The following is a 23829-nucleotide window of genomic DNA, read 5'->3' as shown; positions in this document are numbered from 1 at the left end:
CGGGTGGATGTACCTAAAAGGATATTCACCATGAAAAAGATTGTGATAGCTATCGCTACTCTATTGATTACGATTCCAGCTTTTGCTGGACCACCACCATCCCGGCATGGGCATCATGACGTGATGCAAGCGCAGGCGCATATGAAATCGGGCCAAGGCTCGACGTACATGGTGCGGACTCCAAATCATAATCCCATCCCCAATGAGGGCGTGAAACTAATGGATCCAGGCAGGGTAACTTGGTAGTCTGATCTTATGAAGAGAGCCGGTTCTGGGGACAGGACCGGCTTTTTTCATACCTAATCAACATTGCAATCCGCCCCTAAGCGGTGCCCCTCCGTTAGGGTCCGAGGACCTGCTCCATTGGGGCGGTCTGTAAGGTGAACAAAAGACATCCCGAAAAGCGTCACACATTACACTTCGCTTCGGGGCGATGCGAGGCATCGAGCTCTGATGTGCCATTGCACATCTGAGAATCTCGAGATGCCGGATCTGGTGCTTCGGACCATCCCGGAATGACGTGAGAACGCGAAGCGTCGCTATTCCGCCCCCCGCGCCTTGCTTGGCCGATACTGTGCCGCCGGATGGGGCCCCGTCAGTCGCGCACGTCCCTTGCCGAACAGCTTCTCCCGCAGCGTCCCCGGTGCATAGTCCTTCTTGTAGCGCCCGCGCCGCGTCAACTCCGGCACCAGCATCTCCGCAATGTCCTCGAAATCGCCTGGCGATACCGCGAAGGGCATGTTGAGCCCATCGACATCAGTCGCCTCGAACCAGGCCTCGATCTCGTCCGCGACCTTCTCAGGCGTACCGACGATCACGGGCCCGATGCCACCGATGCCGACATGCTGGGCGACCTCGCGCACGGTCCAGACGCGGTCGGGATCGGCGCGGGTGATGTTGTCCATTGCGCTGCGGCCGGCGTCATTGGTGACATGACGCACCTCCTGGTCGAGCGCATAGGTCGAGAAGTCAACGCCGGTCCAGCCCGACATCAGCGTGAGCGCACCCTCGGGACTGATATGCGCGCGGTAGTCCTCATATTTCGCCTTGGCCTCCGCTTCCGTGCGGCCGAGGATCACCGTGAACATGCTGAACATCAGGATTTCGCGCGGGTCGCGGCCATATTCCGCCGCTAGCTCGCGGATCGCCTTCACCCGCGGCCCGATCACCTTGGCCGACGGGCCCGACATGAACACGCATTCTGCGTGCTGCGCCGCGAACTGCCGCCCGCGCGGTGAGGTGCCGGCCTGGTAGAGCACCGGGGTCCGCTGTGGCGACGGCTCGCTCAGATGAATGGCGTTGAGCCGATAATTCTTCCCCTCATGCGTGACGCGATGCACCTTGGAAGGATCGGCGAAGATACCCCTGATACGATCGCGCACCGCCGCATCGTCCTCCCAGCTGCCTTCCCACAGCTTGTAGACGACTTCCATGTATTCGTCGGCGATGTCGTAGCGGTCGTCATGCGCGGTCTGCTTGTCCTTGCCCGCGCCGCGCGCGGCGCTGTCGAGATAGCCGGTCACGACGTTCCAGCCGATCCGTCCATCGGTCAGATGATCCAGCGTCGACATCCGCCGCGCGAACGGGTAGGGCGGCTCGAAGGAGAGATTGCTGGTGACCCCGAAGCCGAGATTGTTTGTCGCGGCAGCCATGGCCGAGATCAGCAGCAGCGGCTCGTTTGCCGGCGTCTGCGTGGCGTGACGCAGCGCGGCATCGGGGCCGTTGCCATAGACGTCGTAGACGCCCAGCACGTCGGCGAGGAACAGCCCGTCGAAGCGGCCGCGCTCCAGCGTCCTGGCGAGATCGAGCCAATAGGGCAGGCGGTTGTATTCGGCGGTGCGGTCGCGCGGATGGGTCCACAGCCCCGGCGATTGATGTGCCACGCAGTTCATGGCAAAGGCGTTGAGCCGGATTTCTTTGGGCATGGAAGCCTATCGAAGCAGGAGACACCGAGACGGCCGAAACTGTTGCAGCTGATCGCGCTTGGCAAGCCAAATCTGCTCAGCAAATTCACCACTTCCGATCGCCGCCGTCTGCCGATACGGTTGTCCTACGGAACGACCTCAGTAAGGAAAGATATGACCAGAACCGACGCCATCGCCCATGTCCGAGAACAGTTTCGCTCCGGGGATTTCCTGCGCGAGCTCGATCGCCGCGTGGCCTATCCGACCGAAAGCCAGAATGCCGGACGGGGCGATGTCTTGCGGGCCTATCTCGAGAAGGAACTGATGCCGGCTCTCGCCGAGCTCGATTTCGAGAGCCGGGTGGTCGAATCCCCGAGCGGCAAGTCGCCGTTCCTGGTCGCCCAGCATATCGAGAGTGCGGACGCGCCGACGGTCCTGACCTACGGCCATGGCGACGTCGTCGACGGCATGGTCGGTGAATGGCGCAACGGCTTGAATCCGTTCCAGACCACGCCGGTCGGCAACCGCGTCTATGGCCGCGGCACTGCCGACAACAAGGGCCAGCATTCGATCAATCTCGCAGCGCTCCGCGCGGTGCGCGCGGCGCGCGGCGGCAAGCTCGGCTTCAATGCCAAATTCATCATCGAGATGGGCGAGGAGATCGCGTCCCCCGATCTCAACACGGTCTGCGCGTCGCTGAAGGATGAGCTGAAAGCCGACCTCTTGATTGCCTCCGACGGGCCGCGTCTGTCGGCGGACCGGCCGACGCTGTTCCTCGGCTGCCGCGGCGGCTACCGCATCCATCTCGACGTGAATCTGCGCGAGGGCGGGCATCACTCCGGCAATTGGGGCGGCGTGCTCGCCAACCCCGCGACGATTCTGGCCAATGCGATCGCCACCCTAATCGACGGACGCGGACGGCTCCTGATGGAGCAGCTCAAGCCGCCGCGGCTTTCGAACCAGATCCGCAGCTGGCTCGCCGACGTCAAGGTCGAGCCCACGGCCGATGAGCCCGCGCTGTCGGAGAATTGGGGCGAAGACGGCCTCTCCCCGGCGGAGCGGCTCTATGCCTGGAATACGATGGAGGTGCTGGCGATCTCATCCGGCAACGTCGACAATCCCGCCAATGCCATTCCGGGACGCGCCCGCGCCGTGCTGCAGCTTCGTTTCGTGGTCGGCACCAAGGTCGACAACATGATCGAAGCCATCCGCGATCATCTGCACGCAAAGGGCTTTCCGATGATCGAGGTCACGGGCGCGCAGCGTTTTGCCGCGTCGCGTACCGATTTCGACAGCCCCTGGATCAAATGGGCCGCTGAGTCCCTGCAGAAGACCACGGGAAAGCCGCCGGCCGTGCTGCCGAATTTCGGCGGTTCGCTGCCGAACGACGTGTTCTCCGACACGCTGGGCTTGCCGACGATCTGGGTGCCGCATTCCTATCCCGGCTGCTCGCAGCACGCGCCCGACGAGCACATCCTGCTCTCGGTGACGGAGGAGGCGCTCGGCATCATGGCCGGCCTGTTCTGGGATCTCGGCGAGCTGCCGCGCCCGCTCTCGAAGGTCGCGTGACTATGGCACTGGCCCAGGCTGAGACGCGTGACGTCGCACGCGCGGCGCTCAGCGAGCAGAGCGTAACAAAACTCATTGTCGCAACCTCCATCGGCAATGCGCTGGAGTGGTTCGACATCGCGATCTACGGCTACTTCGCCGTCTATATCTCAAAGGCCTTCTTTCCGGCCAATGATCCGACCACCTCACTGCTGCTGACCTTCGGCACCTTCGGGCTGTCCTTCCTGATCCGTCCGATCGGCGGCATCATGCTCGGCGCCTATGCCGACCGTTACGGCCGCAAGGCCTCGCTGATGGCCTCCATCGTCATGATGACCTTCGGCACGCTTGCGGTTGCCGTCATGCCGAGCTTTGCGACCATCGGCGTGCTGGCGCCGCTGCTCGTCATCCTCGCCCGCCTGGTGCAGGGCTTTTCCGCGGGCGGCGAGTTCGGCTCATCGACGGCATTCCTGGTCGAGCACATGCCGCACCGGCGCGGCTTTGTCGCGAGCTGGCAGTTCGCAAGCCAGGGCCTCAGCGGTCTGCTAGGGGCCGGCTTCGGCGCGCTCTTGACCGCGGTGCTGACGCCGGCCGATCTGCAGGAATGGGGCTGGCGCCTGCCGTTCTTCTTCGGCGTGCTGATCGGGCCGGTCGGCATCTATATCCGCAACCACATCGAGGAGTCGCCGGCGACGCAAGGCGCGACCACGGAGGGCTCCCCGGTCGGGCTTGTCTTTGCCGAGCAGAAGTTGCGGGTGATCCTTGCGATCGGCGCGCTCGCGGTGTCGACCGCGGTCAATTACCTCATCGTGTTCATGCCGACCTATGTCGTGAAGACGCTGAACCTGCCGCCGTCCGTCGGATTCGTTGCCGCGCTCGTCGGCCAGGCCGCTGTCATGCTGCTGTCGCCGATTGCCGGTGCGGCCTCCGACCGGATCGGTCGCACCACGCATATGATCGCGCTCGGCGCGCTGCTGCTCCTCTGCATCTTTCCGACCTTCCTGCTGCTGACGGGGCGGCCGACGCCGGTCATCATCGTCTCGGGCGTGCTGTGGCTCGGGATCCTGAAGGGGCTCTACTACGGACCGCTGGCGGCGTTGATGTCGGAGCTGTTCCCGCCGGCGACACGGGCGACCGGGCTCGGCCTGAGCTACAATATCGGCGTCACCGTCTTCGGCGGCATGGGCCCGGCAACCATGACCTGGCTCGGCGGCTTCCCGGCGATCGGCGATCTCGCCCCCGGATACTACTTGACTGCGGTCGCTATTTTGAGCTTGTGCGCGCTGATCACGATCCGCCGGACCTCGGCGGATGCAGCGGGCGCATAGAGGCCTGTGGAGGCCATGACCGCCGAAAGTCACATTTCTAAACTGGCCCGGTTTGTGCAAGCATCCGGGCAATCCGAAAATGGGGAGAACCAAACATGAAACGTTTCGATATTCTCGGTCTTGCGGTCGCCGCCGCCTTCTGCGTCGGCGCGGCTCATGCCGAAGACCTGACCGGCACTCTGAAGAGCATCAAGGATAGCGGCTCCATCACGCTCGGCTACCGCGAGTCCTCGATTCCGTTTTCCTATCTCGACGACAATCAGAAACCGGTCGGATTTGCCATGGACCTTTGTTACAAGATTGTCGATGCCGTGAAGAAGGAACTCAAGCTCGACAAGCTCGACGTCAAGCTCGAGCCGGTGACCTCGTCGAACCGCATCCCGCTGCTCGCCAACGGCACCGTCGATCTCGAATGCGGCTCGACCACCAACAATGCCGAGCGGCAGAAGCAGATCGCCTTCACCAACACGCATTTTCTCACCGCAAGCCGCTATGTCTTCAAGAAGGCGAGCGGCATCAAGTCGATCGCCGACCTGAAGGGCAAGTCGGTGGTGTCCACCGCCGGCACCACCAATATCAAGCAGCTGACCGAGGCCAATGCCGCCCGCGGTCTTGGCGCCAACATCATTCCCGCCAAGGATCATGCCGAAGCCTTCCTGATGGTGGAGACCGATCGCGCCGTGGCTTTCGTGATGGACGATATTCTCCTGGCGAGCCTGGTGGCGGGATCGAAGGATCCGTCGATCTATGCGATCTCCACGGACGCGTTCTCCACGCCCGAGCCCTACGGCATCATGCTGCGCAAGGATGATCCCGCCTTCAAGAAGGTGGTCGATGCGGCGACCGCCGCGGTCTACACCAGCGGCGAGGGCCAGAAGCTCTACGACAAGTGGTTCATGTCCAAGATCCCGCCCAAGGGGCTGAACCTCAACACGCCGATCTCGCCGGAGCTGAAGGCCGAATTCGCAAAGCCCTCGGATTCGCCGGATCCCGCGTCGTACAAGGCGATGTGAAGAGCCAGCATCCAAAAAGATCGCGATACGCTCATGCAATGGCCCGTCCATTGCATGAGCGGCGCAACGATTGACCCTTTGGCGGAAAGCTCCCGTGAACTATCACTGGAACTGGCACATCTTCTTTGAGCCGAACCCGACCGGGGCCGGCACCTATCTCGACATGCTGCTGTCGGGACTGTGGCTGACGATTGCCACCTCGCTCTGCGCCTGGATCATCGCGCTGATCACGGGCTCCATGATCGGCGTGATGCGCACGCTGCCGTCAAAGCCTGCCAACCTGATCGGCTTCGCCTATGTGGAATTCTTCCGCAACATGCCGCTGCTGGTGCAGATCTTCCTCTGGTTCTTCGTGCTGCCGGAGCTGTTGCCGAACGCCTGGGGGTTGTGGCTGAAGCAGCTGCCGCATGCGCCGTTCTATACCGCGGCGATTGGCATCGGGCTGTTCATGTCGGCGCGCGTTGCCGAGCAGCTCAGAGCCGGCATCACCTCGCTGCCGCGCGGTCAGAAGCAGGCCGCGACAGCGCTCGGCCTGACCACGACGCAGTCTTACATCTACGTATTGCTGCCGATCGCGTATCGCATCATCCTGCCGCCGCTGACATCGGAATTTCTCAACACCATCAAGAACACCGCGGTCGCCATCACCATCGGCCTGCTGGAACTGACGGGCCAAGCGCGCTCCATGCAGGAGTTCTCCTTCCAGGTGTTCGAGGCCTTTACCGCCGCGACCGTGATGTATCTCGCAATCAATATCGTCGTCGTCGTCGCCATGCGCCTCATCGAGCGGCGCGTCGCGATCCCCGGTTACATCTCGGGGAAATGAGCATGTTCGCCAATTTCGATTTCGACGTCATCCGCCGCGCGCTGCCCTACCTGTTCCTCGACGGCATGACCTTCACACTGACATTGACCGCGCTATCCGCGGTCGGCGGAATCACGCTGGGGACGCTGATCGCCTTGATGCGGCTATCCGGCTTTCGCCTGCTCGGGCGTATCGCCGGGCTCTATGTCGACTTCATCCGATCGCTGCCGCTGGTGCTGGTGATCTTCTGGTTCTATTTCCTGGTGCCCTATATCGGACAGTGGCTGACAGGCTCGCCGCGCCCGATCAAGGTCGGCGCCTTTGCTTCCTCGCTCATCACCTTCATCATGTTCGAGGCTGCCTATTTCTCCGAGATCATGCGCGCCGGCATCCAGTCGATCTCACGCGGCCAGCCCGCGGCAGCGCAGGCGCTGGGCCTGACCTACAGCCAGACCATGCGCTATGTCGTGCTGCCGCAGGCCTTCCGCAACATGCTGCCGGTGCTGCTCACCCAGACCATCGTGCTGTTCCAGGACACCTCGCTGGTCTATGTGGTGTCGATCCCGGATTTCCTCGGCGCTGCCAGCATCGTCGGCCAGCGCGACGGGCGGCTGGTCGAGATGTATCTGTTCGCGGCGCTGGTCTATTTCGTCATCTCCTGTGTCGCGTCCTTCGGCGTCCGCCGCCTGCAGACGCGCATCGCCATTGTCCGATAAGCGAGACCGCATGATCGAGATCAGTCACGTCAGCAAATGGTACACGCCGATTTTCCAGGCGCTGAAGGATTGCACGACCAGCGTTGCCAAGGGCGAGGTCGTGGTGGTGTGCGGCCCGTCGGGCTCGGGCAAGTCGACCCTGATCAAATGCGTCAATGCGCTGGAGCCGTTCCAGGAGGGCAGCATTTCGATTGACGGCATCCAGATCAACGATCGCAAGACCAATCTGCCGAAGCTTCGCGCCCGCGTCGGCATGGTGTTCCAGCATTTCGAGCTGTTTCCGCACTTGCGGATCATCGACAATCTCTGCCTTGCGCAGGAGAAGGTGCTCGGCCGCAAGCATGACGAGGCGGTCGGCAAGGCCATGAAGTTGCTCGAGCGCGTCGGCCTGAAGGACCATGCCCAAAAATTTCCCGCCGAACTGTCCGGCGGCCAGCAGCAGCGCGTCGCGATCGCGCGCGCGCTCGCCATGGACCCGATCGCCATGCTGTTCGACGAGCCGACCTCGGCGCTCGACCCCGAAATGATCAGCGAGGTGCTGGACGTGATGGTCGATCTCGCGCGCGAGGGCATGACCATGATGGTGGTGACCCATGAAATGGGTTTTGCCCGCAAGGTCGCCCACCGCGTGATCTTCATGGACAAGGGCGAGATCGTCGAGGACGCGCCGAAGCAGGACTTCTTCGGCAAACCCCGCAGCGACCGCGCGCAGAAGTTCCTGTCGAAGATCTTGTCGCATTAAGTGCACCGTCATTCCGGGGCAGCCCGCAGGGCTGAACCCGGAATCTCGAGTTTCCGGGTCCGGTGCTTCGCACGGATCGGAATGACGGTGCCAAGGGTTTATCGCGGTCCCCGATTGCTCTATACGATACCTCAAACTCCCCCTAAAGCCTCACTGGCAGGAGCCTCGCTTTGGACTCGATCGCTTACGTCAACGGATCCTTCGTGCCGCTTTCCGAGGCCAAGGTCTCGGTTCTCGACCGCGGCTTCCTGTTCGCCGACGGCATCTACGAGGTCGCGGCGGTGTTGGATGCCAAGCTGGTCGATAACGCCTCGCACTTGGCGCGGCTGAAGCGCTCGGTCGGGGAGATTGCGCTGGAGCTGCCGGAAAGCCTGCAGCGGATCGAGGAAATCCAGAAGGAGCTGGTCGCGCGCAACAAGCTCGAGAGCGGCCTGGTCTATCTCGAGGTGACGCGCGGCGCCGACACAGGTCGCGATTTCCCGTTTCCAAAGGGCGTCAAGCCGACGCTCGTGATGTTCACGTCCGTCAAGGACATCGTCAACGCGCCCGCGGCCAAGACCGGCATTGCCGTGATCACGGTGCCCGACATCCGCTGGGAACGGCGCGACATCAAGAGCGTCGCGCTGCTGGCGCAGGTGCTCGCCAAGCAGGCGGCCGCTGCGGCCGGAGCGGGGGAAGCGTGGATGATCGAGGACGGCAAGGTGACCGAGGGCGGCTCGTCCACGGCCTTCATTCTGACACAGGCCGACGTGCTGGTGACGCGGCAGAACGGTCGCGAGATTCTTCCCGGCTGCACCCGCAAGGCCGTGGTCAAGCTCGCCGAGGAGCGCCAGCTGCGCGTCGAGGAACGGGCGTTCACGGTCGCCGAAGCGCTCGCCGCTAAGGAAGCTTTCATCACCAGCGCCTCGTCCTTCGTGCAGCCGGTGGTCTCGATCGACGGCAAGCCAGTCGGCAGCGGCAAGCCGGGGCCGATGGCGGGCCGGCTGCGCGAGATCTATGTCGATTTCGCCCGCGCAACCGCGGTGTGATCTTTAACGACTGCTACGGCGATCAGGCTCCTGGTCTCCTGACCGCCGCGATTCTCACCGCGCAAACCGCGTGACGCCGGAGACCGGCGAGGCTTGACCAGCCGTTTGGCGCACGGTTTCGCCGCGCACCAGTGAGGGGCCGAACTGCGCGATCAGCAGCAGCGCGATGACGGCGAGCACGCCGATGACAATGATCCTGCGCATCGCGATCCCTCATCCGGCCAGCGCGGCGGCGTCGACGACGGCTTGCGCGAAAGCTTGTGGCGCCTCCTGCGGCAGATTGTGTCCGATGCCGCCCTTGATGTCGCGGTGCTCATACTTGCCGGAGAATTTCTTGGCATAGGCTGCCGGCGGCGGATGCGGCGCGCCATTGGCATCGCCTTCCATGGTGATGGTCGGCACGGTGATCACAGGGGTTGCGGCGATGATCTTGTCGAGATCAGCGTAACGCGCCTCGCCCTCGGCAAGCGCCATCCGCCAGCGGTAATTGTGGATCACGATCGCGACATGGTCGGGGTTCTCGAACGCCTTGGCGCTGCGGTCGTAGGTCGCGTCATCGAACTTCCACTTCGGCGAGGCAAGCTGCCAGATCAGCCTCGAAAAGTCATGGCGATACTTGTCATAGCCTTCCCGACCGCGCTCGGTCGCGAAATAGAACTGGTACCACCATTGCAACTCGGCTGACGGCGGCAACGGCATCTTGCCGGACTCCTGGCTCGAGATCAGGTACCCGCTGACCGAGACCATGGCCTTGCAGCGCTCGGGATAGGCTGCGGCGATGATGTTCGCGGTCCGCGCGCCCCAATCGAAGCCGGCCAGCGTCGCCTTCTCGATCTTCAGTGCATCCATCAGCGCGATGATGTCGGCGGCGACCGCGGCGGGCTGGCCATTGCGGAACGTGTCGCTGGACAGGAAATGCGTCGTGCCATAGCCGCGCAGATAGGGCACGATAACGCGGAAACCGGCCTCCGCCAGCAGCGGCGTCACGTCGACGAAGCTGTAGATGTCGTAGGGCCAGCCGTGCAACAGAATCACGGCCGGACCATTGGCCGGACCGGCCTCGGCATAGCCGACGTTCAACAGCCCGGCATCGATCTGCTTCAGCGGTGCGAAAGAGGTGTTGGTTCCGGGCGTGATCGCGGGCACTGGCTTCGCCTGAGCCTGCGCACTTGCCGCACCGATGGCGCCGAACTGGGCGGCTGCGAGTGCTGTCGCGGCGATCCTGAGAAGGTCGCGCCGGCGATGATTGATGTCCTCGGACATGTTGGTCTCCTTATTTCCGTCGTCCCGGCGGTCATTTGCATCACGGCGACCGGGAGTACGACCTCCATACTCTCATTCAGTGTCATGCGCTTTCAGAACGGTTGGATTTGTGCTTCAGAACCCTTTGATTTTTGCGGCAGGGCGGATGTGATGGACTCGCCACGCGGCTGGCATGGGCTGGCAGGGTTTGCAGTTTGCTCTATTATTTCAACGGCTTTGTGCTGGATTCCAGCCGTCGCGAGCTGCGCCGCGGGGAGCACCAGATCCCGCTCGAGCCGCAGCTATGGGCTCGAAACGCGTTCACCGCCGAGAGTATGGCTGCGGTGCTCACCTGTCTCGACCGTGCCTCAGCCCACGCGACCCGCGTGAGCCTAGTGCGCCATGACGACTTCACCCGACATGTGCTCGCGCCTGGCATCGATGCGTAGCATCATGACCACGACTGCGCCCAACAGCGAGCAACCCGCCAGCAACACAAGGCCGGCGGTAAAGTTGCCGGTCAAATCCTTCAGATAGCCCATCGCGTAAGGGCCAGCGAAGCCGGAAAGATTTCCAAGCGAATTGATCGCGGCGATACCGGCGGCGGCCGACGCCCCCGTCAGCAAGCTTGCTGGCAGCGGCCAGAACATCGGGGGGACCGCCGAGACGCCGATCTGTGCAAAACAAAGCAACGCCATGACGATGACGGGGTTCGAAACGAAGCCTGCCAATCCGATTCCGACCGCGGCCATCAAAAGCGCGGCGGCGACGTGACCTTTCCGTTCCATGGTCCGATCGGAATGGCGACCGAGCAGCACCATGCCCACGGCACCGAAGACAAAGGGCAGTGCGGCGAGCAATCCGGTCTGGGTGTCGCTCACGCCAAAACTCTTGATGATGGTCGGCAGGAAGAACGCCACACCGTAACTTGCGGCGTTCAGGCAGAAATAGACCAGAGCGCAGAGGAAAATGCGGGGATCCGTGAGTGCCTGTAGCATGGACAGGTGTTCGACTTTCTCCTTGTTTCGCTTCTCGGTGGCCTGCACGTTCTCAAGCCACGCAATCTCATCTGGTTGCAGCCAGCGGGCCTGGCGCGGGAAATCGGTTAGATAGATCAGGACGCCGATACCCACCAGAACCGACGGCAACGCCTCGAGAATGAACAGCCATTGCCAGCCTTCCAAACCCCAGCCTGTCAGGCCGAGCAGAAGCCCGGAGATGGGTGATCCTATGATGGATGAAATCGGGATCGCCAGCATGAACAGGCTGATGACCCGGGCGCGGTAGACCGCCGGGAACCACAGTGTCAGGTAGAAGATGATGCCCGGAAAGAAGCCCGCCTCGCAGGCGCCGAGTAACAAACGGAGAGAATAGAAAACCCCCGTTGTCGGCATTCCGGTCGCCGCCGAAATCGACGGGATAAAGGCGAAAGCCGCCGAGACGATCCCCCAGGTGATCATGATGCGGGCGATCCAGACGCGCGCGCCAACTCTTTCCAAAAAGATGTTGGAGGGTACTTCGAACACGAAATAGCCGACGAAGAACAAGCCGGCGCCCAGTCCGAAGGCGGCCTCACTCAAACCAAGCGCCTGGTTCATGTGCAGCTTGGCAAATCCGACATTGACGCGATCAAGGTAGGCCACGAAATAGCACAGGATGAGAAATGGGATGAGCCGCCACATCACCTTGCCGATGACCCGCTTCTCTACGTCTTCCATGGCGAGGCCTCCCGCTTTGTAATTGTTGTGACGAAGAGCCCGTTCAAAAATCCGGGCAGCGTTTTGCCAAACTATGACGGTCGAGGATGATGAGTGCAAATCCCATTTTTCTGATGTCCATCTCGACACGCAATGGTGCACTGCGGTCGGTGGCGCGCTCTGGCAAAAATAATTCTGTTTTTCGAAAGGTAGAATCGGTCGAATGATTTCACCTATCCGCTCGTTGGCAGAGGGACGTATCGCGATCGTCACGACACGTGAGGCGGGGCGAAACGCGCCGCGAGAACGTGGTTGCTTGTCGTCATGCCCCGCCACCGGGTCGGTGCGAAGCGCCGCCCGATGACAAGCTCCGGCTGGCGATCCACTGTCCCAGAGGCATTTGAGCTCAAACTCCGAGGTCTCCGGAATACTGGATCGCCCGGGCGAGCCGGGCGATTGACAGCGGAATGAATGGATGCTCGAAAGTTGGAACTGAATCGAGCGGACCACCTACGCCTTGGCCGATGGCCGCGCGCCGATGCGGGCGAGCCAGGCAGTCACGTTTTTGTTGGCGGGGTCGGGCGGCTGGCCAACCGTGCCTGCGAATGTGATGAAGCAGTAGAGCAGGATGTCTGCCAGCGTAAAACGCTTGCCGCAGAGATAGTCGCGGCCATCCGCCATCTGCTCGTTCAGCCATTGCAGGCGGTGAGCGGCGATCTTCTTCAGGCCGGGCGAGGCTTCGGGCACGCAGACGACGCGCTTTTCGAAAAACTTCAAGCCTTCGCCAAAGCGGAAGCCGTTGGTCATGGGCTCGGCGATGTTGAGGTCGACGCGGCGCGTCCACATCCGGCATTCAGCACGCTCTTCCGCCGTCGCGCCGATCAAGGGCGGGGTCGGATATTTTTCCTCGAGATATTCGCAGATCGGCACCACCTCGGCGAGATGGAAGCCGTCATCGAGCTCGAGCGAGGGCATCTGGCCCATCGGGTTGCGCTTGAGATGCGCCTCCTGCCGGTTCTCGCCGCCGCGCAGGTCCACGGTCTGCTTCGGGATCTCGATGCCCTTCTCCGCCATGAACATGCGGACGATCTGTGGGTTCGGCCCGATCGAATCGTAAAGCTTCATGTCTCCTCCTCCCTTTGCGTCTTGTTTGATGGCACTGCTTTTGAGCAGATGGCTCAGCTCATTGTCAAACGTTTCGAATTGACGCCGGCCATCAACTATTGGCACCACGCATCAATTGTCGTCGAGCTTGTTGAGGTCGCGCACCGATTGCATGATCGGCTCGAAATTGGCGCGCGCATCCAGCGCGTCGAACAATTGCGCGGTATCGGAGAGCAGGTCGTGGCTCCTCTGGATTGCGATCCGCACGTCCTCCTGCGGCGTGTCGGAGAGGCGGCCGTGGCCGGACAGCAGGATCTTGGAGTTCAGTCCCTTCAGCCGCTCCAGCGACTGGATGTAGTCGGCGATCGACCCCGAGCCGAATACGCCGCCCATCACGCCGCCGGGCATCAGCGTGTCCGCGGCAAACAGCAGCCCCTTGTCGGGATCGAACAAGGTGATGCAGGCCGAGGTGTGGCCGGGCGTATACATCACCTCGAGGCGGAAGTTGCCGAGATCGATCATGTTGCCCTCTTCGAGCCAAATGTCGATATCGATCGGCACGTTCGGCTCATTGAACATCTTGCGCAGCATGGAGAAGTCGTCGCGCAGCATGATCTTGTTGGCGGCAAGCCTGTGGGCCGCGACATAGGTGCGCTTGCCATTGAAATGATAGGCCGCACCGATATGGTCGAGATGCTCGTGGCTCAAGACCACCATGTCGATCTTGTCTGGCGTGACGCCGACATGATTCAGGCAGGTGAGGAGATGCGGAAAGTTCGAGGACAGGCCGACGTCGATCATGATCGTGCGTTTCGATCCGACCACGAGATAGGCGTTGGCCGCGCGGTTCTTGAAGCGGATCTGGTAGACATCGGGCATCGCCGCAATCAGCGTGCAGAGCTCGGTGTCGAGCAGGATCTTGAAGGGCGAGGGTCTGCGGTCGCTCATTGGCTCGCCGCCGTCCGGAAGGTGCGATCGTTGGAGACACGCAGGCGCTTTGAGAGCGCGTCCATGATCATAAGTGCGAAGGCCGGCTGCTGGCTGACCAGGTAGACGAAGCGGGCATGATTGATGCGCATGACACGGGTTTTCGGCGAGGCGGCGATTGCGGTTGCCGAGCGCGAGGAGCCGTCGATGACCGCCATCTCGCCGAAGAACTCGCCCTTGCCGAGGGTGACAATGACAGTCTTGGCCGCGCCATCGATCTTGGCGATCTCGACCTCGCCGTCCAGCACCACGTAGAGTTCGCGGCCCCTGGAGCCTTCCTCGAATATGACGTCGCCGACATCAAACTCGTTGATGCATTTCTCGATCGCCATGACACTCCCGCTGGCATTCCCGCCGTTCTGGCCCCTGTCCAAGGTCGTCGCCAATGCATGTTAATCGGGAAATCCGGACACGCAAACGCCGCCGGCAGGCGTAAGATCGATACTGCGGGGCAGCATGGTCGCCGGATTGCGGCAGGCGCTGCCATGCTCTCGACCCAAATCCGCCTCGTAAAATTCCCTAAAATTTCGGTAAGTCTCCTCCCGGAGGGGTGGCAGTAACGAATTGGCAAGCAATGAAAGTTACCAAATGGTCAATCTTTGCTGGAGATCTCGATCGTGAGCGAACAACAAGCCGAGCAGAGTGGCAGTGAAACTGGTTCCCTCAGCACCGGACCGGCCGTTTCCAATTCCTCCGATGCCTTGATCGACCGGGTGATGGCGTCGGTGCAGGAAGCGCGCAGCGTCGAAGCCCCTGGCACCGCCCCCGCGCAGGAGATGGCCAAAGCTGACGACAAGGCCCCTGAGCCGGCGGCGGAGATGGCCAAAGCAGAGATGCCCAAAGCGGAGATGCCGAAGGCCGAGCCGTTCAAGATCGAAGCTGCGGCGGCTGAGGCGCCCAAGCTCGACACGCCCAAGCCCGACACGACCAAGGACGAGCCGGCCAAGGACGAGCCGACAAAGGACGAGGCGGCAAAGGGCGACGCGCCCAAGGTCGAGGCCGACAAGATCGAGCCAGTCAGGATCGAGCCGGTCAAGGCTGAGCTGCCACTTGCACCACGCGAGTTGCTGATCATGTCGCCGCGTGAGGGCAGCTGGAAGAGCAGCCAGGGAAACTTCGAAAGGGCAAGCTACGAAAAGGCAAGCTTCGAAAGCCGTAGCGCCGAGCCGAAGACGGACAAGGAGGCGCCGCCCGCGCGCAATGGCGGGCGTCGTTTCGCTGCGATGGCCGCGATGCTGCTGCTTGCCGCGATCGCCGGTGCTGCCGGTGGCGCGTTTGCGACCGCCGGACTTTCTCATTTCACCGAGCGGGCGGCGGTGAGTCCGCCGAACAATACCGGCGCGCTGGAGGCGTCGGTGGCGCGGATCGATGCCGACATCGTGGCGCTGAAGTCGGGTCTCGAGCAGACCACGAAGTCAGGTCTTGCCCAGTTCAACAAGACCAGCGACCGGCTCGAGCGGATCGAGAAGGCACAGGCCGAACCCTCCGCGAAACTCGCCAAGCTGAGCGAAGCCGTCGACAAGCTGCGTGCTGCGGCGCCCGCGCAAGCTGCTGCGCCCGTCACGGTCGCGGCCGCCACGCCGAAGGATGTCACGGGAACGGTGTTGGCACCCGCAGGTGCCCAGCCATTGCCGATGTCGCAGGCCTCGCCGACCGCCGCCGCAGCCGGTGCTCCGCCAAAGCCCGAGATCGGCCGGTTGCCAACGGTCGAGGGCTGGGTGCTGCGCGACGCCGGGCGCGGCTCGGCGCTGATCGAAGGTCGCACCGGTCTCTACGAGGTGTTTGCCGGAGATCCCATTCCGGGCATCGGCCGGGTCGAGGCGATCCGCAAACAGGACGGCCGCTGGGTGGTCGTGACACCGAAGGGCTTGATCGTCGCTCGTTAACACGCTCAAGAAAATATTCCCGATTGCAAAGGCGCTTCACCCCAACGTGAAGCGCCTTTGTCCTTGAATAGGCCGGGATGTTGCGGTGTTAGTCCTGATCATGCACCGTTTCTCACGATCGCTTCTCCTGTTCGTCGTTCTGCTCGGTCAGGCAGCCTTTGCGCAGACAGCGGACAAAGCTCCACTCGCGCGCGGCACCGCGATCACGGATCCTTTTACCTTGCGTGCGCTCGATGCCGGCAGCCTTGGTCTCGGTCGCATGGTCGGCCCGAGCAATTCCGCGACCGCGCCGCTTGCGAGCAGCGAGCTGTTCGCGCTGCCTGCGCTGCAGCCCGTGCGCAAAGCGCTGGACGCCGAGTTCGAACGCTACATCGCCCGCCACAAGGCGACATTGCCGAACGAGAGCATCGGCGTCGGGCCCTCTTTTGCGTTCCAGCTGTTCGACCGCGCCGCGCTCGACTCGCCCGACACGCGCTTTGTTTTGTCAGGCATCGTCAACCGCATGGACCGCGCCTATGTCGATCCCGCCTCCTGCGGCGAGATCAGGCTGATCTATCGCCTGACACCGACCAAGGCGGCCGAGATCGGCGAAGCCTCAGTGTCGCCGCGGCTGCCGATGACCTTGAACATGGTGCTGAAGGCCAAGGGCGATCGCGATCACGATGCGAAGGGGACGCCGCTCACCTGTGCCGAGATTGCACGGCGCTGGCTTGCGACCGAAGATCTCAAGCTCACAGGCAGCGAGCTTGCCGACCGGCTGACGCAAGACGGTGGCGCGCTCGCCTCCGTCGGGCCCGACGATATCGTCCGCATCGAGACCAACCTGCAGATTGCGCATGCGCCGAAAACGGAATCGCGGGATTTCCGCACCGACTATCTGATGAAGGTGTTCGACTACGACGCCGCGTCGAAGAGCTTCGAGGAAGCGCCGCTGGAAGACCAGATCGATCGGCAGCGGCTGTTGGCCGATCATGATCTGCAGCGCGAGTTCAAGGCCTGGCTGCTCGATCCCGCGCATCTGAGTGAGCTCGATCGCGGTACTGTGCTGATCCCGGAAAAATTCCTCAGCAGGTCGGCGATCGCGCCGACCCCGACGGGCTTTGCGGCCTCGAACCTGCAGCCGGCCTTCGGCCTGGTGGCGGGCGAGGATGGCACTGACAATCCGGTGTTCAGCGAGGACGATGTCGTCGGTGCGCTGAAGACGGCAGCGGCTCGCGGCATTGCCATGCAAAACATTCGCTCGACCGCCGGCTTCGAGCGCAGGCTGAACGACGTCACCTGTGCCGGTTGTCATCAGACCCGCGGCATCGGCGGTTTCCATTTCCCCGGTGTCGACTGGATGGCGGCAAAGCCGTCCAATACCGTCGTGGTGCCGGCGTCTCCGCACTTCTTCGGCGACCAGGTGCGGCGACGCGATATCCTGGCCTCGTTCGCCGCGGGCAAGCCGGTCGATTTCTCGCGCGGCTTTGCCAGCCGCCCGCAGTCGCGCGGCTCGACCGAACTCGCCGGGACCGAATATGACAATGGCTGGGGCGCGCATTGCTATGTGCAACACGCCAAGGCAGCTGAAGACGATGCAAGCTTCCGCAACTGGAGCTGCGCCGAGGGGCTGGCCTGCCAGGCGATGAGCCCGGCAAGCCGGATGGGCATGTGCTTCGTGAAGAACAGATAGGCGTGGGACGCGCCGGCTCACTTCTCCGAAAGACGCCTTGCGTCCGCAGTCAAGCAGGGTACGCTCCTGGCCCAACAGCGGTCGATGAGAACCGCGGGGCTTGAGAGGGGAGGGAGGGATGGCGGGCCACGATGCCAAGGCCGGCACGCCGGTCATCGATCTCGTCGATTTCATCGATCGACAGCCGGTCGGCGGCTTCCATTTCCGGCTGCTGCTGATCTGTGCGGCCGTGCTGTTCCTCGACGGTTTCGACACCCAGGCGATCGGCTTTGTCGCGCCCGCGCTTGCCAGGGAATGGGGCCTGACCAAGGGGGCGCTGGGGCCGGTGTTCAGCGCCGGGCTGTTCGGGCTGATGATCGGCGCGCTCGTCTTCGGGCCGCTGGCCGACCGCATCGGACGCAAGACGATCATCGTGGCCAGCACGCTTGCCTTTGGCCTCGGCGCTCTCGCCACACCGCTCGCCGGCGACGTCAATGCGCTGCTGATGATCCGCTTCCTGACCGGCCTCGGGCTCGGCGGCGCCATGCCGAACGCCGTTGCGATGACGGCGGAGTTCAATCCGCAGCGGCGCCGCGCCACCATGGTGATGATCATGTTCTGCGGCTTCTCGATCGGAGCCGCGCTGGGCGGCCTGCTTGCCGCATGGCTGATACCGCAATTCGGCTGGCGGGCGGTATTCGTCGTCGGCGGCCTGGCGCCGCTTGTCATAGTGCCGATCCTGATCCTGCGCCTGCCGGAATCGGTGCGCTTCCTGGCGACCAGGGGTCACGCGCCGGAGCGGGTTGCGGAACTGCTGAAACAGATCAGCCCGCATACGGCGTTTGCGCCCGGCGTCCAGTTCCAGGTGCACGAGCCGCAGCTTGCGGGGCTGCCGGTCGCCCACCTGTTCCGCGAGGGGCGGACACCGGTCACGTTGCTGCTCTGGGTCGTGTTCTTCATGAGTCTGCTCGACATCTATTTCCTGGCGAACTGGCTGCCGACCGTCCTGAATGACCTCGGAGCGTCGGTGTCGGAGGCTGTCCTGATCGGATCGATGCTGCAGGTCGGCGGCGTGGTCGGAACCTTTGCTTTGGGAAGCGTCATTGACCGCTTCTCGTTCCGCGCACTGGCGCTGGTCTATTTCGCAGCGGTGTTTGCGGTCGGCGCGATCGGCCAGCTCGGCCAGTCCGCGACCCTGGTCTCGGTCGCGATCTTTGCCGCGGGCTTCTGCGTCATCGGCGGCCAGATCGCCGCCAACGCGCTGGCGGCGGGCTTTTATCCGACCTCGGTGAGGGCGACCGGCGTGGGCTGGGCGCTGGGCATGGGCCGGGTCGGCTCGATCGTAGGTCCCCTGGTGGGCGGTGTGCTGCTGGCCGGAAAATGGAGCACTGAGGCCGTGTTCCTCACCGCGGCCGGAGCCGCGCTCTGTGCCGCGCTGGCGGCGTTCGGCTTGAGCCGGATCACCGGCAGAAAGGCCGTTGAGCAACCGACATCATTTGGCGCTAAGCTTGGAACCGAGGCGAAAGCCGGAACCTGAAATCAAAGGGCGGGCGATGACCGATGCCGGCAACGATGACAAGCAGCAGCGCAACCGCGTGATCGCGCAGAACGAGGCCGAGCGCCAGACCACCGGCGACATAAGGGTCAGCGGTTGGGCGATCGTCTTCGCCATCATCGTCGGCGTCATCGCGGTTGCGATCGTCTGGGCCTGGCTCAACCGCTAAAGCATGATCCGGAAAAGCCTGCAGCGGTTTTCCGAAAAGATCATGCTCACTAAAGCGCGATGACGATTCAACCAAATCTCATCGCGCTTTAGGCCCGGATCTCGCGTTCACGCGTAATGCGTCAGGCGCTTGCCGGGCAGGAGATCATAGGCCGATTGCCAGCCGGGCAGCGTGGCCATGCGCTTGAGCCAGCCATCGATCGCCGGATGGCTGGTCGCGAAGTCATAGCCGTGCTCGTCGGATGGATAGTGCAGATAGGCCATCATGGAGATGTCGGCGATGGTCGGCTTGTCGCCGATCGCGAACGCATTCCTCTGGACGTGCAGCTCGAGAATCGAGAGAAAATCGTCAAGCCGTCTGCGGAAATGCTTCAGCACCTGCGGGTCGGCTGACGTCGTGAAGGTGCGCATGAAGCGGTAGGTCGCCATGTAGCCGGTGAGCTTGTGATTGTCCCAGAACAGCCAGCGCAGCAGCTCGAACTGCTCCTCCTTGCTGGTTGCACCGAACCGGCCATATCGCGCGGCGAGCTCGAGCAGGATCGGCGCGGTCTGGGTCAGCCGTTCGCCGTCCTCCTCCAGCACCGGAATCTCGCCCATAGGGTTGACGGTCCTGCGCCACTCCTCCGTCCGAGTCACGCCGCCGCCGAAATCGGTCCACACCGGCTCGAACGTTTGGCCGCACAGCGTCAGCATCAATGCAAGCTTGTAGCTGTTGCCGGATTCCGGGAAATAATGCAGCCGGTAACTGGGCATATTGCGCTCCTAACCGACCGCACCTGACGAACGCAGCTTCCGGATCGTCGCTTCGTCATAGCCGGCCTTGCGCAGGATCTCGTCGCTGTGCTCGCCGATGCCGGGCGGCTTGTTCGGCCGCACCTTGTTCGCGCCGTCGATCCAGATCGGGCTGTTGATCGTCAGCATGGTGTCGTTGGTGAACGGAACCAGCACGTCATTGTCGATCATCTGCTGGTCAGTCGGGATGTCGTCGAGGATGCCGACCACGCCGAACACCAGCCCATTGCCGTCGAGCAGCCTGCGCCATTCGGCGAGAGGCCTGGTCACAAAGATCTCGTCAAAGATCCGGATCAGCTCGACCGATCGCGAGTGCCGGTCCGCCTTGGTGGCGAAGCGGGAATCCTCGATCAGGTCTTCCCGCCCCAGGCAGCGCATCAAGGTCGGCCATTGCCGCTCCTCGTTCAAAAGCGAAAGGATGATCCAGCGGCCGTCCTTGCATTTGTAGTGATTGGTCACAGCATTGAGCGCGTGCTCTCGCGGCCGCCGCTTGGAGAATTTGGCGCCGCAGAGTTTTGCCTGCGCCAGCACGCCATTGGCCCAGATGCCGTTCGCCATCAGATTGGTCGAGACGTGGCCGCCCTTGCCGGTGCGCTCGCGCCGATAGAGGGCGGTGACGATCGCGCTGTAGAACGCCATCGCGCAAGGGTGGTCGCCCATGCCGGCGACCGAGCGCGCGGGCGTGGTGTCCTCGTCGGCGCGCACGAGGTCCATGAGCCCCGAGCGCGCCCAATAGGCGTTGCTGTCGAAGCCGGGTTTGTTGGCTTCCTCGCCCTTCTCGCCATAGCCGGTGAAGGAGGCGTAGATCAGTCGATCGTTCAGATGTCCCAGATGTTCGTGCGTGATGCCGAGCTTCTCGCGCACCCCGGGCGGCATATTGGTGATGAAGACATCGGCTTCGCTGACGAGCTTGTAGAGCACTTCCCGAGCGTCCGGCTTGGTCAGGTCGAGCGCCAGGCTCTTCTTGTTCCGCGCCTCCAGCATCCAGGCGAAGTTGTGCTCGCTGTGCGGATAGCCCGGCAGGTTCGGCAGGTTACGATAGGGATCGCCCGAACCTGGCGGCTCGATCTTGATCACATCGGCGCCGAAGTCCGACAGCACGGTGGCGGCGGCGGGAGCTGCGATGAAACTCGCGCAATCCAGAACCTTCAGCCCTTCAAAGATGCCCTTTTCCATCGCTGGCGTCGCTCCGCTCTGTTGTTTTTTCGCGTTTGTTTCCGCGCACCGGAATTGTGCCGGAGACGGTCGGATACATGCATTTGACCCATGTTGGGCGCCGATGCAACGCCTCATCCGGAACCTGCCATGGAAGTGGCAGGACGCGGGGCGAACCACGAATCCTCGACCTCTTGATCACAAGTTCGAGCCTGTCATCGACAGTGGCATTGAATCTGGCAATATGCTCGCCGCAGTTGCGAGAGGTCAGGCAGGCTGTCATGGGCGTGCGCCAACACGCCTCGGCAATCCAGACCTCTAACAAAGGCGAAGAAGAGAGGCACCATGATGTCGTCCTTTCGCGTCCGGTTGTTGGCGTCATGCGTTTTCGTCGCGCTGTGCTGGGAGCAGGACGCGGCCACAGCCGGCGATCTCGAGGATTGCACCGGGCCAGTCACCGACAAGGTCGAGGCTGCCTGCACCGCGATCCTCGGCGACGCGCAGCGTTCGGCCGATGATCGGGTGAAGGCCTATTTCAGCCGGTCGCGCTTCTTCACCGGCCGCGGCAAGATCGATGCGGGTCTCGCCGATGCCGAAACCGCTCTGCAGCTCAATCCGCAATCGATCGGCGCACTGGTGTCGCGTGCCTATGTGCGCCAACGCACCGGCAAACTGGATCAGGCGCTCGCCGACTATGATCGCGCGGTCGAGCTCGACCCGAAAAATCCTTCCGTGTTGACGTCGCGCGGTTTCCTGCGCACCGACCAGAAGGCCTGGACCGAGGCGCTCGCCGATTTCGACCAGGCGATCGCATTGCGACAGGACTTTGTGCAAGCCTATGTCGGGCGCGGACGGGCCCATTTCGAGACCGGTCAGCTCGACCAGGCCCTTGGCGACCTCAATGCTGCGCTGTCAATGAACGCGACCGTGCAGGGCGGCTTCTTCTGGCGCGGCCAGGTCTATCGCCGCAAGGGCGATGTCGACCGGGCGATCGATGATTTTTCGCGCGCGATTGCGCAGGCGCCGCAAACCGAGCGCGCTGCCTATTACGCCCGCGCCGAGCTCTTCACCGCCAAGGGCGACTATGCACGTGCCATCGCGGATTTCGACAGGCTGTTGTCGTTCGTACCAGACAACAAGGTGGTCCAGCAGCAGCGCCAGGCGGCGGTCGCGATGCAGGCCGAGCTTGCCAAGGTGCGTGACGCGCAGCCAGCGGCCGCCGCCGGGCCCCAGCAGACTGCGGCCGCGCCTGCGGTGCAGCCGGCGCAGCCCGCGACCGTTCCCCAAACTCGGACTCCCGGGATCGTTGGCGTGCCGGCCCAATCGCCGGTTCCCTATGCAAGGGTGCCGGCGGTCATCGGCGTGCCAGCTCCCTCGCAATCACAGAGCCAGCTGGTCGCGCAGGCCGTGCAGCTGATTGGCCAGAAGAGGTTTGCGGATGCCGTGACGCCGCTCAACCAGGTGCTTGCGGCCGAGCCCGGCAACGAAGCCGCACTCCGCCTGCGGGCTGTGTCCTTGATTGCCGTCGGCCGCTTTGCCGATGGCCGCGCGGACATCGATGCCGTGCTCAAGCTAAAGCCGAATGACTCGCAGATGCTGTCGACCCGTGCCCTGGCATCTTTCGGCTTGAGGCAATTCGACCAGAGTCTCGCGGACGCAAATCTGGCGATCGGCGCCGATCACAACAACGCGGTGGCCTATAGCAATCGTGGCATGGTTTATCATGCCATGGGAAAAACGCAGGAGGCGCTGGCCGACCTTGATCGCTCGGTTTCCCTCAATCCGAAGGAGAGCCCGCCTTATGGCGAGCGCGGCCAGATCTACATGGAGGTCCACCAATACGACAAGGCGCTGGTAGATTTCGATCAGGCGCTTGTTCTGAGCCCCACCAACGATGTCGCGCGGGCCGCGCGGGGTTTGACCCTGCTTCTCAAGGGCAACACGGCCGAAGGTACGATCGACATCAAATCCGCACTCGATCGCAACCCGAACAATCAGCTTGCGGAACTCGGGCAGGGACTGGCAATGCTGGTGTCCGGCCAGAACGAGCGCGCGCTGGTGGCTCTCAACCAGGTGGTCGGAAAGAACACCAATTATGACACGCTGGCGCGGGAGCTTCGTGCCAGGGCGCTACTGGCGCAGAAGGATGCGACCGGCGCGCTGGTCGACGTCAATGTCGTCCTCGGCAGGCAGCCGAATAATGCGGACGCCTTGCAGCTGCGCAGCCTGATCTGGCTCGCCATGCACGAAGTGGACAAGGCTCTGGACGATCTCAACAAGGCGATCTCCCAGCGCGAGACGGTCGGGAATTATTTTGCGCGCGCGAAAATCTACGAGGCGCAGAACGATTTCGGCAAGGCGACCGACGATTACCGGCGGTCGACGCAGTTCGCCCCGGGGAACGTATTCGACATGCTGGCGCAGACCGAGGCGCGGCAGAAGATTCAACAGCTCTCGAAAAAAGTGCCTTGCGGCAACACCCCCAACGCCGGGGGCACCTGCCTGTAA

The 23829-nt window shown here is 63.0% G+C and carries 22 protein-coding genes; 13 read left to right on the top strand and 9 right to left on the bottom strand.

The genetic code is table 11. The annotated features are described in order from the left end of the window. The first annotated feature begins 30 nt into the window (after positions 1–30). Complete coding sequence (locus tag A3AI_RS47915) at positions 31–246, top strand: hypothetical protein (protein WP_156927942.1); 216 nt, start codon at positions 31–33, stop codon at positions 244–246. A 293-nt stretch (positions 247–539) separates the two neighbouring features. Here A3AI_RS47915 and A3AI_RS0125720 read toward each other — a convergent pair whose 3' ends face one another. Then, the gene (locus A3AI_RS0125720) at positions 540–1925 is read right to left on the bottom strand and encodes an LLM class flavin-dependent oxidoreductase (protein ID WP_024518349.1); all 1386 of its coding nucleotides are present in this window, start codon (positions 1923–1925) and stop codon (positions 540–542) included. A 153-nt stretch (positions 1926–2078) separates the two neighbouring features. Between A3AI_RS0125720 and A3AI_RS0125715 the strand changes: the two genes are divergently transcribed. From A3AI_RS0125715 to A3AI_RS0125685, 7 genes are all read left to right on the top strand, one after another. Next, a complete protein-coding gene (locus A3AI_RS0125715) occupies positions 2079–3473 on the top strand; it encodes a M20 family metallopeptidase (protein ID WP_024518348.1) in 1395 nt (464 codons plus the stop codon). A gap of 2 nt (positions 3474–3475) precedes the next feature. Further along, a complete protein-coding gene (locus A3AI_RS0125710; RefSeq protein ID WP_024518347.1) occupies positions 3476–4780 on the top strand; it encodes an MFS transporter in 1305 nt (434 codons plus the stop codon). Positions 4781–4875: 95 nt separating this feature from the next. Next, the gene (locus A3AI_RS0125705; protein ID WP_024518346.1) at positions 4876–5793 is read left to right on the top strand and encodes an amino acid ABC transporter substrate-binding protein; all 918 of its coding nucleotides are present in this window, start codon (positions 4876–4878) and stop codon (positions 5791–5793) included. A gap of 94 nt (positions 5794–5887) precedes the next feature. Beyond that, a complete protein-coding gene (locus A3AI_RS0125700) occupies positions 5888–6619 on the top strand; it encodes an amino acid ABC transporter permease (RefSeq protein WP_024518345.1) in 732 nt (243 codons plus the stop codon). A 2-nt stretch (positions 6620–6621) separates the two neighbouring features. After that, positions 6622–7314, top strand: a complete 693-nt coding sequence (locus A3AI_RS0125695; protein WP_024518344.1) for an amino acid ABC transporter permease — start codon at positions 6622–6624, stop codon at positions 7312–7314. A gap of 10 nt (positions 7315–7324) precedes the next feature. Then, positions 7325–8056: an amino acid ABC transporter ATP-binding protein gene (locus A3AI_RS0125690; protein WP_024518343.1), complete on the top strand. Its 732-nt coding sequence runs from the start codon at positions 7325–7327 to the stop codon at positions 8054–8056. A gap of 170 nt (positions 8057–8226) precedes the next feature. Then, entirely contained in the window at positions 8227–9084 is an 858-nt protein-coding gene (locus A3AI_RS0125685; RefSeq protein WP_024518342.1) for a D-amino-acid transaminase, read from the top strand. Positions 9085–9138: 54 nt separating this feature from the next. On the opposite strand, the gene A3AI_RS47910 is transcribed toward A3AI_RS0125685, so the two are convergent. The 6 genes from A3AI_RS47910 to A3AI_RS0125655 form a co-directional block, all read right to left on the bottom strand. Further along, positions 9139–9288 (bottom strand): hypothetical protein, encoded by a 150-nt coding sequence (locus A3AI_RS47910; RefSeq protein WP_156927941.1) that lies wholly within the window; start codon positions 9286–9288, stop codon positions 9139–9141. Between the two features lie 9 nt (positions 9289–9297). Then, positions 9298–10347 (bottom strand): alpha/beta fold hydrolase, encoded by a 1050-nt coding sequence (locus A3AI_RS0125675; protein WP_024518341.1) that lies wholly within the window; start codon positions 10345–10347, stop codon positions 9298–9300. Between the two features lie 371 nt (positions 10348–10718). Then, on the bottom strand, positions 10719–12044 hold the full coding sequence (locus tag A3AI_RS0125670) for an MFS transporter (RefSeq protein ID WP_024518340.1): 1326 nt from the start codon (positions 12042–12044) through the stop codon (positions 10719–10721). A 489-nt stretch (positions 12045–12533) separates the two neighbouring features. Next, a complete protein-coding gene (locus A3AI_RS0125665) occupies positions 12534–13148 on the bottom strand; it encodes a glutathione S-transferase family protein (protein WP_024518339.1) in 615 nt (204 codons plus the stop codon). A gap of 111 nt (positions 13149–13259) precedes the next feature. After that, entirely contained in the window at positions 13260–14075 is an 816-nt protein-coding gene (locus tag A3AI_RS0125660) for an MBL fold metallo-hydrolase (protein ID WP_024518338.1), read from the bottom strand. Next, on the bottom strand, positions 14072–14446 hold the full coding sequence (locus A3AI_RS0125655; protein ID WP_024518337.1) for a Crp/Fnr family transcriptional regulator: 375 nt from the start codon (positions 14444–14446) through the stop codon (positions 14072–14074). Before A3AI_RS0125655 ends, A3AI_RS0125660 begins: the two co-directional genes overlap by 4 nt. 285 nt (positions 14447–14731) lie before the next feature. On the opposite strand from A3AI_RS0125655, the gene A3AI_RS0125650 reads away from it, so the two are divergent. The 4 genes from A3AI_RS0125650 to A3AI_RS48850 all read left to right on the top strand — a co-directional run bounded on the left by A3AI_RS0125650 (position 14732) and on the right by A3AI_RS48850 (position 19375). Next, positions 14732–16000, top strand: a complete 1269-nt coding sequence (locus A3AI_RS0125650; protein ID WP_245286952.1) for a superantigen-like protein SSL4 — start codon at positions 14732–14734, stop codon at positions 15998–16000. Positions 16001–16100: 100 nt separating this feature from the next. Continuing rightward, positions 16101–17672, top strand: coding sequence for a hypothetical protein (locus A3AI_RS0125645; RefSeq protein WP_024518335.1), 1572 nt, complete (start codon positions 16101–16103; stop codon positions 17670–17672). A 118-nt stretch (positions 17673–17790) separates the two neighbouring features. Beyond that, a complete protein-coding gene (locus A3AI_RS0125640; RefSeq protein ID WP_024518334.1) occupies positions 17791–19188 on the top strand; it encodes an MFS transporter in 1398 nt (465 codons plus the stop codon). Positions 19189–19204: 16 nt separating this feature from the next. After that, a complete protein-coding gene (locus A3AI_RS48850; RefSeq protein WP_198030209.1) occupies positions 19205–19375 on the top strand; it encodes a hypothetical protein in 171 nt (56 codons plus the stop codon). A 107-nt stretch (positions 19376–19482) separates the two neighbouring features. On the opposite strand, the gene A3AI_RS0125630 is transcribed toward A3AI_RS48850, so the two are convergent. Next, positions 19483–20127 carry a glutathione S-transferase family protein gene (locus A3AI_RS0125630; protein ID WP_024518333.1) on the bottom strand — a complete coding sequence of 215 codons (645 nt, stop codon included), beginning with the start codon at positions 20125–20127 and terminating at the stop codon, positions 19483–19485. A gap of 9 nt (positions 20128–20136) precedes the next feature. Then, on the bottom strand, positions 20137–21342 hold the full coding sequence (locus A3AI_RS0125625) for a CaiB/BaiF CoA transferase family protein (RefSeq protein WP_024518332.1): 1206 nt from the start codon (positions 21340–21342) through the stop codon (positions 20137–20139). Positions 21343–21666: 324 nt separating this feature from the next. Here A3AI_RS0125625 and A3AI_RS0125620 point away from each other — a divergent pair, with 324 nt between their 5' ends. Continuing rightward, positions 21667–23829 carry a tetratricopeptide repeat protein gene (locus A3AI_RS0125620; protein WP_024518331.1) on the top strand — a complete coding sequence of 721 codons (2163 nt, stop codon included), beginning with the start codon at positions 21667–21669 and terminating at the stop codon, positions 23827–23829.

Origin of the sequence: Bradyrhizobium sp. Tv2a-2 (assembly GCF_000472425.1) — a bacterium.
Classification (GTDB): Bacteria; Pseudomonadota; Alphaproteobacteria; order Rhizobiales; family Xanthobacteraceae; genus Bradyrhizobium.
This window is presented reverse-complemented; position numbering and strand designations above follow the sequence as displayed.

What these genes read in the sequence shown, in the direction of transcription:
- A3AI_RS0125695 (WP_024518344.1), top strand. Translation starts at nt 6,622, where the DNA reads ATGTTCGCCAATTTCGATTTCGACGTCATCCGCCGCGCGCTGCCCTAC.
- A3AI_RS47915 (WP_156927942.1), top strand. Translation starts at nt 31, where the DNA reads ATGAAAAAGATTGTGATAGCTATCGCTACTCTATTGATTACGATTCCA.
- A3AI_RS0125655 (WP_024518337.1), bottom strand. Translation starts at nt 14,446, where the DNA reads ATGGCGATCGAGAAATGCATCAACGAGTTTGATGTCGGCGACGTCATA.
- A3AI_RS0125675 (WP_024518341.1), bottom strand. Translation starts at nt 10,347, where the DNA reads ATGTCCGAGGACATCAATCATCGCCGGCGCGACCTTCTCAGGATCGCC.
- A3AI_RS48850 (WP_198030209.1), top strand. Translation starts at nt 19,205, where the DNA reads ATGACCGATGCCGGCAACGATGACAAGCAGCAGCGCAACCGCGTGATC.
- A3AI_RS0125630 (WP_024518333.1), bottom strand. Translation starts at nt 20,127, where the DNA reads ATGCCCAGTTACCGGCTGCATTATTTCCCGGAATCCGGCAACAGCTAC.
- A3AI_RS0125645 (WP_024518335.1), top strand. Translation starts at nt 16,101, where the DNA reads ATGCACCGTTTCTCACGATCGCTTCTCCTGTTCGTCGTTCTGCTCGGT.
- A3AI_RS0125710 (WP_024518347.1), top strand. Translation starts at nt 3,476, where the DNA reads ATGGCACTGGCCCAGGCTGAGACGCGTGACGTCGCACGCGCGGCGCTC.
- A3AI_RS0125665 (WP_024518339.1), bottom strand. Translation starts at nt 13,148, where the DNA reads ATGAAGCTTTACGATTCGATCGGGCCGAACCCACAGATCGTCCGCATG.
- A3AI_RS0125660 (WP_024518338.1), bottom strand. Translation starts at nt 14,075, where the DNA reads ATGAGCGACCGCAGACCCTCGCCCTTCAAGATCCTGCTCGACACCGAG.
- A3AI_RS47910 (WP_156927941.1), bottom strand. Translation starts at nt 9,288, where the DNA reads ATGCGCAGGATCATTGTCATCGGCGTGCTCGCCGTCATCGCGCTGCTG.
- A3AI_RS0125625 (WP_024518332.1), bottom strand. Translation starts at nt 21,342, where the DNA reads ATGGAAAAGGGCATCTTTGAAGGGCTGAAGGTTCTGGATTGCGCGAGT.
- A3AI_RS0125715 (WP_024518348.1), top strand. Translation starts at nt 2,079, where the DNA reads ATGACCAGAACCGACGCCATCGCCCATGTCCGAGAACAGTTTCGCTCC.
- A3AI_RS0125690 (WP_024518343.1), top strand. Translation starts at nt 7,325, where the DNA reads ATGATCGAGATCAGTCACGTCAGCAAATGGTACACGCCGATTTTCCAG.
- A3AI_RS0125720 (WP_024518349.1), bottom strand. Translation starts at nt 1,925, where the DNA reads ATGCCCAAAGAAATCCGGCTCAACGCCTTTGCCATGAACTGCGTGGCA.
- A3AI_RS0125705 (WP_024518346.1), top strand. Translation starts at nt 4,876, where the DNA reads ATGAAACGTTTCGATATTCTCGGTCTTGCGGTCGCCGCCGCCTTCTGC.
- A3AI_RS0125640 (WP_024518334.1), top strand. Translation starts at nt 17,791, where the DNA reads ATGGCGGGCCACGATGCCAAGGCCGGCACGCCGGTCATCGATCTCGTC.
- A3AI_RS0125620 (WP_024518331.1), top strand. Translation starts at nt 21,667, where the DNA reads ATGATGTCGTCCTTTCGCGTCCGGTTGTTGGCGTCATGCGTTTTCGTC.
- A3AI_RS0125670 (WP_024518340.1), bottom strand. Translation starts at nt 12,044, where the DNA reads ATGGAAGACGTAGAGAAGCGGGTCATCGGCAAGGTGATGTGGCGGCTC.